Source organism: Nocardia sp. NPDC003999, from assembly GCF_053604885.1.
In genome coordinates this window covers 1-6,360 of sequence record NZ_JBSGIB010000047.1, presented here as the reverse complement: position 1 = coordinate 6,360, position 6,360 = coordinate 1, and the positions used below count along the sequence as shown (strand labels likewise).

The following is a 6,360-nucleotide window of genomic DNA, read 5'->3' as shown; positions in this document are numbered from 1 at the left end:
GGTCCCCAAGACCAGCGTGGGCAAGTTCGACAAGAAGCGGCTACGCGCCCAGTACGCCGACGGTGACCTGGAGGTCACCACCCTGTCCTGACCCCGCCGCCCCGCGTCACCACCTCAGCATCGGCAGTGGTGACGCGGGGTGGCTGCGCACCCGCCGCGCGACCAGGGAGACGAGCTTGCGGTGGAAGCCGTGGTTCGGATAGCGCTTCGCCAGCTCACGGTAGGTTCCGCGCGAGACGCCGAACCGGCCGAGCAAGCCGAGTTCGACGTCGATCGCGTCGGCGCGCCGGAAGATCTCGACCGGGTCGTGCGGTGGGCCCGCCGGGCGGATCTTGTGATGCTGGTCGATCATCGCCACCACCAGTCCGGTCAGGTCGTCGCGGTCGATGCTCGCCAGCCAGGCGCGCGCCTGGTCGCACGAGGGCGCGAGGTAGTCGAAGCTGCCCGCCGACCAGATGCCGATGTCGTGCAGCACGGCCGCGGTCAGGAACTCCTCACGGGCGCTCGGCGGGGTTTGCCGGTCGTCGGCCAGCAGATCGCACAACGTGAGCACCCGCAGCACATGATTGGTGTAGGCGGCGCGGTCCGCCCCGAGCTGTTGGCGCCACGGCGCGAGCCGGGCCTCGACCTCATCGCGAAGATCGTTGCTGCTCATGGCGGTTCACCCTACGCGCAGCCGTCCGTGACGGGCGGCGGCGACGCGCGGGCACGGCGCCGCATACGCGAGAACACCCGGCGCGGGCGAAACGGTTTGCCGCGCCGGGTGTTCGATTCGGTGGATCAGCAGTTGCGCAGTTCCGGGCTCTGGTTGAGCAGCTGGGCCCGGGTGCCGATGAACGTGGTGTAGGTCTCGCCGCCGACCGAGGAGAGCGGGAACGCCGCGACCCGGTGGCAGTTCTGGAAGGCGAGCTTCACGCCGAAGTGCCGCTCCAGCCCACCGCGAATCGCGTCGGAAGCCATGGCGCGCAGCAGTTGCCCGCGCGCCACCTCGTCGGGCGGCGCGATCGTGTTGTCGGCGAATTCGGCCGTCCCGGAACGCAGCTCACCGGCTACGCGGCTGACCACTTCCCAGGCGTAGGGCAGCGAATTGCGTACGACCTCGACGAAGTCGGCGTCGTCGACCTCGCCGCGTTCGGCGCGTTCGAGTACTGCGGTGGGGACATCAAGGGACATGGCGCTCTCCTCCAGTGCTGAACGTCGATGCGATGCCACTGAAGTCTAAACGAAAGTCGTTGTCAATAATGCTGGATTCGGCGCGAAAGTGCCTTTTCCAGTGCGGCTTTCGTGTCGGCGGCCAGGGTCGAGACCAGTTCGCCCGCGGGTAGCTCCGGTGTCAGCTCATGGGTTTGGCCCGCCCAGAGGTTGACCTCCTCGGGGTTGCCCGCCGCCCGCGCCTCGGCTCGCAGCGGGGCGGTGGCGTAGTGGATCTCCGGGTATCCGGTCGGCGCGGTAGCGGTGTGCCGCACCAGGAAGCGGTTGCGCAAGCCGCGTGCCCTGCGTCCGGTGAAGGCGCGGGTGAGCATCGTCGGGGTGTCGGCGGTCAGCGCGGCGCGGTGCACCTGACTGGTGCCCGCCTCGGGGCAGCGCAGGAACACCGTGCCCAGTTGCGCGGCCGCGGCGCCCGCCGCGAGCGCGGCGGCGATGCCCGCGCCCGTCGTGAGGCCGCCGGTGGCCACCAGTGGCAGGTCGGTGGCGGCGGAGAGCAATTGCAGCAGCGCCAACAGCCCGAGTGGGTCGGTGGCGTCGTCGGCGGGCCGATCGGTGAACGTCGCGCGGTGCCCGCCCGCCTCCGCGCCTTGGGCGATGAGCACGTCGGCGCCCGCCTCGACGGCGACGCGCGCCTCGACGACCGAGGTGACGGTGACCCAGGCTTCGGAACCGGCGGCATGCAGCCGTTCGATGTCCGCGGCACTCGGGCAGCCGAAGGTGAACGACACGGCCGCGACCGGGTCGGCGACGAGCAGGTCCAGTTTGGCGTCCCAGTCGTCGGTGTCGAAGCGCGGATCTCCCAGCTGGTGTTCGGCGCCGAGTTCGGCCAGATAGTCCGCCAGATCGGCGGGAGGAGTCGGCGGGCCCGGCACGAAGAGGTTCACGCCGAACGGCTTGCCGGTGGCCGCGCGAGTCGCCGCGATCCGCGCCGCGGTGTCGGCGGCGCTCAGATAACCGGCGGCCAGCTGGCCGAAACCGCCCGCTTCGGCCACGGCGGCGGTCAGCTCAGGGGTGGAGGGGCCGCCCGCCATGGGGGCGAGCGCGATCGGAACGTCCAAGTGGTCGAGGATCACGGTTCGATTGTCGCGTATCTGGACATGTGACCCGGGCCTCACCAGCGTTTTTCCGCTGGAAGGTTGCGGAATGGTCACGACGCGGTAGAGTTCCCGTCACGACGGATGCCAAACCGTTATCCGCCCGGCTTTACCGGATCGTTATCGCACCGGTTCCGCTAGGGCTCCGGCATCCCGGACCCTGTTGTACGACCGAGGATTCAGCTTTGTCGCAGCACCGTGTAGGCCCCAGTTCCATTACCGTCCAGAGCCTCCTCGGCGACGGCGGCGAATCGGGCCGTCCGACGCGGCACCGCGCCGAGCCGTCCGCCACCGAACGAGTCAAGGCCGCCGCCACCGCGGCGGTTGCCGCGGGCGCCTTGATCGGCGCTGCCAGCCAGGTCGCTCCCGCGCTCGCTTACGCGTCGCCGCTGCTGCCCGGTTCGCACGATGCCGACGAGGAGACGCAGGCCGCGCCATCCACCGTGAAGGGTACGAGCATCCTTCCGATCGTCGAGGCCAAGGCCGCCGCCGAGCCGGTCGCGCAGGCCGCGCCGGAGCCCGCCGCGGTCGCAGGCCAGATCGCCGCGCCGGTCGCCGCGCCGTTCGGCATTCCCAATCTTCCCCCGGAGGTCATCGGTCCCTTGGCGCAGGCCGAGGAGGCCCTCAAGGGCGTGCAGCAGCAGGTCGCTCCGGCGCCTGCGGTGCGCCCGGTGGCCGGCGAGATCAGCTCCGGGTTCGGCAGCCGCTGGGGCGCCATGCATTACGGCCTCGACTTCGCCGACTCGCTGGGCGCGCCGATCCACTCGGTCAGCAACGGCACCGTCATCGAGGCGGGGCCCGCCTCCGGTTTCGGTCTGTGGGTGCGAATCCTGCAGGACGACGGCACCACCGCCGTCTACGGCCACGTGAACGAGATGTTCGTGCACGCGGGCCAGCGGGTGAACGCGGGCGACGTGATCGCCACCGTCGGCAACCGGGGCCAGTCCACCGGTCCGCATCTGCACCTGGAGATCTGGGACCAGTCGGGCGCCAAGATCGACCCGATGCCCTACTTGGCCGCCAAGGGAGTGCCCCTGGAGTGGGGCCCGTCGGCGCACTGACATTCCCTGTCCGGCTTGATATTCCGATCAGCGCACGGTTGCGCGCAGCGAAGCCTCCCGCGTCCCGGTGACGCGGGAGGCGGTTCGCGTCCTGGTCTCGTAGAGCTGCCCCACGGACACCGGTCGGTCGCTAGGCTCGGGCCGTGATCGAGCTGGGCGACATCTTCGAGCCTGGGTCACCGCACGGCCGCGCGTACGCCGTGCTGGTGCACCATCCGCGGTCGAGTCTCGCCGATATCGCGCAGTACCTGGGCGTTTCGGAAGACCTCGCCGCGGACTCGCTGGATGTGTTGTGTGAATTGCACGCCGCGGTCCGCGTCGAGTCGCCCGACGGCGAACCGCTGTGGGACGCGCACGCGCCGGAATCGTTGTCCGAAGCCGAGGCTCGGCGCAGGCAGCAGGAGATCAACCAGATGCACGCCGCCGCAGCACGCTTGAGCGAGACGTTCCGCTCGGTGCGCCGCTCGCCCCGCGGCAACGGCGCGGTGGTGCCGGTGTACGAGCGGCTGGAGATGCTGGCGGATTTCGAGGAGATGCAGACCGGCGCGCGCAGCTGCGTCAAGCTGGTCGAGCGCGGGCCCTATCTGAGCGATCCCGAGCGCGAGCGCCAACTGTTCGAACTCAAACGCGCCAGGCTCGCCGACGGCATCCGCTACCAGACCTTGTATCAGGACACCGTCTATCAGGACCCCGAGCGCCTGCGGCACGCGCTGTCCACCAACGCGGGCGGTGCGCAGGCCAGAACCCTGCCCGAGCCGCCGCTCAAATTGATCATCAGCGACGACGAGCGGGCCAGCCTGGTGCTGCACGCCGACGAACGCAGGCCCGACCCGATGGGTCTGCGCATCACCGGTTCCCCCACGCTCGAGTTGTTGATCAAGACCTTCGACGTGCTGTGGACGATGGCGGCGCCGATCTCGGTGAACCCGGCCGCGGAGGCGCTGGACGAACGCGACCGCGCGATCCTGACCCTGATGGGGCTCGGCGCGACCGATGACACCATCGCGCGGCGACTCGGGATGTCCCGACGCACGGTGGTCCGCCGGACCGCACGGCTGCTGGAGCGCCTCGGGGCGAGCACCAGATTCCAGGCGGGGGTGCAGGCCACGCGGCGCGGATGGCTGTGACCAAGCTCACCGATTCGGGCACTAGTGCAACACGATGGCATAAGTACCGATATAACGGCAGGGATCAGGCAAGACACCGATTCCAGGGGGGCGGATGGTGTCCTACGAGAGGACAGCACTCGACAAGGGGGATGCGGACCGTACCGACGGCATCCGCGGCAATCCAATACAGCGCGCGGGTTCAGTGGTCAGCCCCTTATATGATTGCTCGGTCCGCGCTGGCCCCGGATAACAAGCCCTGAGCAGGGTAGAGCCCGGGTCCTGGCTCGATCCGAGAGGTGAATGCACTCGAATGGAAACCGCCCGTCGCTCTGCTCGCGGTAGCCGTCGCCGCAGGTCGGGCAGTCCGCTTTTCGCGCAGCTGCTCACCGCCGCGGTCGAGTCCGCCGCCACCGAGGTCGCGATCCGGTTCAACCCCACGGGGGACCCGGCCGACGATCGGGAGCTCACCTACGCCGAGCTGGACGCGGCGTCCTCGCGGCTGGCCAGGGAGCTGATCGAGCGCGGTGTCGGGCCCGGCGACGTGGTCGCCATCGGAATCTCGCGCAGCGTGGAGTCGGTGCTCGCCGTCTGGGCCATCGCCAAGACCGGCGCGGCCTACGTGCCGGTGGATCCGACCTATCCCACCGACCGGATCAATCACATCGTCGCCGACTCCGGCGCCACGGTGGGTCTGACCACTTCGGCGCACCGCCCGGTGCTCGGCACCGGTGTGTACTGGATCGAACTGGACGACCCGGTGCAGGCCGCGCGCATCGCCGCGCGCCCGGAGCACCCCATCTCCTACACCGACCGGGTCCGTCCGCTCGACGAGCGGCACCCGGCCTATGTCATCTACACCTCCGGCTCCACCGGCAAGCCCAAGGGCGTCGTGGTCACGCACAGCGGTCTGGCCGGGCTGGTCGCCGCGGAGCGCGAGCACTACGGCGTGACGGAGGACTCGCGCGTTCTGCACGTCTGCTCGCCGAACTTCGACGTCTCGGTGCTGGAACTGCTGCTGGCCTTCTCCTCCGGAGCGACGCTGGTGATCGCGCCGCCGACGGTGTTCGGCGGTTTCGAGCTGGCGGATCTGCTGAGGCGCGAGCACGTCACGCACATGCTCATCACGCCGGGCGCCCTGGAATCGGTGGATCCGGCCGGACTGGACGACCTGCAGGCCGTGGTGGTGGCAGGTGACAAGTTCGGCCCGGAACTGGTCGGACGCTGGGCGGCCGAGCGCGAGTTCTACAACGGCTACGGGCCCACCGAGGCCACGATCCTGGCCACCAGCACGCCGCCGATGACGCCGGGCGAGCCCATCACGATCGGCACGGCCATCCCGGGCGTCGGCGCGTTCGTGCTGGACTCGCGGCTGCGGCCGGTTCCTGCCGGGGTGGTCGGCGAGCTGTATCTGTCCGGTCCCGCGCTGGCGCAGGGCTACCTCAACCGGCCGGGCCTGACCGCGGAGCGATTCGTCGCCAGCCCGTTCGGCGCCGACAGCGGCAACCCGGCGGCGCGGCTGTACCGCACCGGTGATCTGGTGCGACGCACCGAATCGGCCGGCCAGGACGGCGGCGTCATCGAATACCTGGGCCGCTCGGACTTCCAGGTGAAGATCCGCGGTTTCCGCATCGAACTGGGCGAGATCGACAACGCTCTCACCAGCCATCCGGATATCGACTTCGCGGCCACCCTGGGCAAGGCGCTGCCATCGGGTGCGACCGCACTGGTGTCGTACGTGCTGCCGCGCCCCGGCGCCGACCTGGACACCGACGCGCTCGCCGAGTACATCGGTGAGTCGTTGCCGGGGTACATGATTCCGGCGTCGATTGTGGTGTTGGACGAGATTCCGTTGACGCCGGTGGGGAAGTTGGATCGGGCGGCGTTGCC

The 6,360-nt window shown here is 69.8% G+C and carries 6 protein-coding genes; 3 read left to right on the top strand and 3 right to left on the bottom strand.

The window, feature by feature from the left end:
• Window positions 1–106: 106 nt before the first annotated feature.
• The 3 genes from ACWESM_RS36505 to ACWESM_RS36495 form a co-directional block, all read right to left on the bottom strand.
• Window positions 107–655, bottom strand: coding sequence for an HD domain-containing protein (locus ACWESM_RS36505; protein ID WP_355081476.1), 549 nt, complete (start codon window positions 653–655; stop codon window positions 107–109).
• Between the two features lie 125 nt (window positions 656–780).
• Window positions 781–1,173, bottom strand: coding sequence for an SCO5389 family protein (locus ACWESM_RS36500; protein ID WP_355081478.1), 393 nt, complete (start codon window positions 1,171–1,173; stop codon window positions 781–783).
• 62 nt (window positions 1,174–1,235) lie between these two features.
• Window positions 1,236–2,282, bottom strand: a complete 1,047-nt coding sequence (locus tag ACWESM_RS36495) for a nitronate monooxygenase (protein WP_355081480.1) — start codon at window positions 2,280–2,282, stop codon at window positions 1,236–1,238.
• Window positions 2,283–2,488: 206 nt separating this feature from the next.
• Here ACWESM_RS36495 and ACWESM_RS36490 point away from each other — a divergent pair, with 206 nt between their 5' ends.
• From ACWESM_RS36490 to ACWESM_RS36480, 3 genes are all read left to right on the top strand, one after another.
• Entirely contained in the window at window positions 2,489–3,364 is an 876-nt protein-coding gene (locus ACWESM_RS36490) for a M23 family metallopeptidase (RefSeq protein WP_379256369.1), read from the top strand.
• Between the two features lie 143 nt (window positions 3,365–3,507).
• Window positions 3,508–4,491, top strand: coding sequence for a LuxR C-terminal-related transcriptional regulator (locus tag ACWESM_RS36485; RefSeq protein WP_355081484.1), 984 nt, complete (start codon window positions 3,508–3,510; stop codon window positions 4,489–4,491).
• Window positions 4,492–4,783: 292 nt separating this feature from the next.
• On the top strand, window positions 4,784–6,360 hold a 1,577-nt coding region (locus ACWESM_RS36480), incomplete at its 3' end, for an amino acid adenylation domain-containing protein (RefSeq protein WP_364439870.1).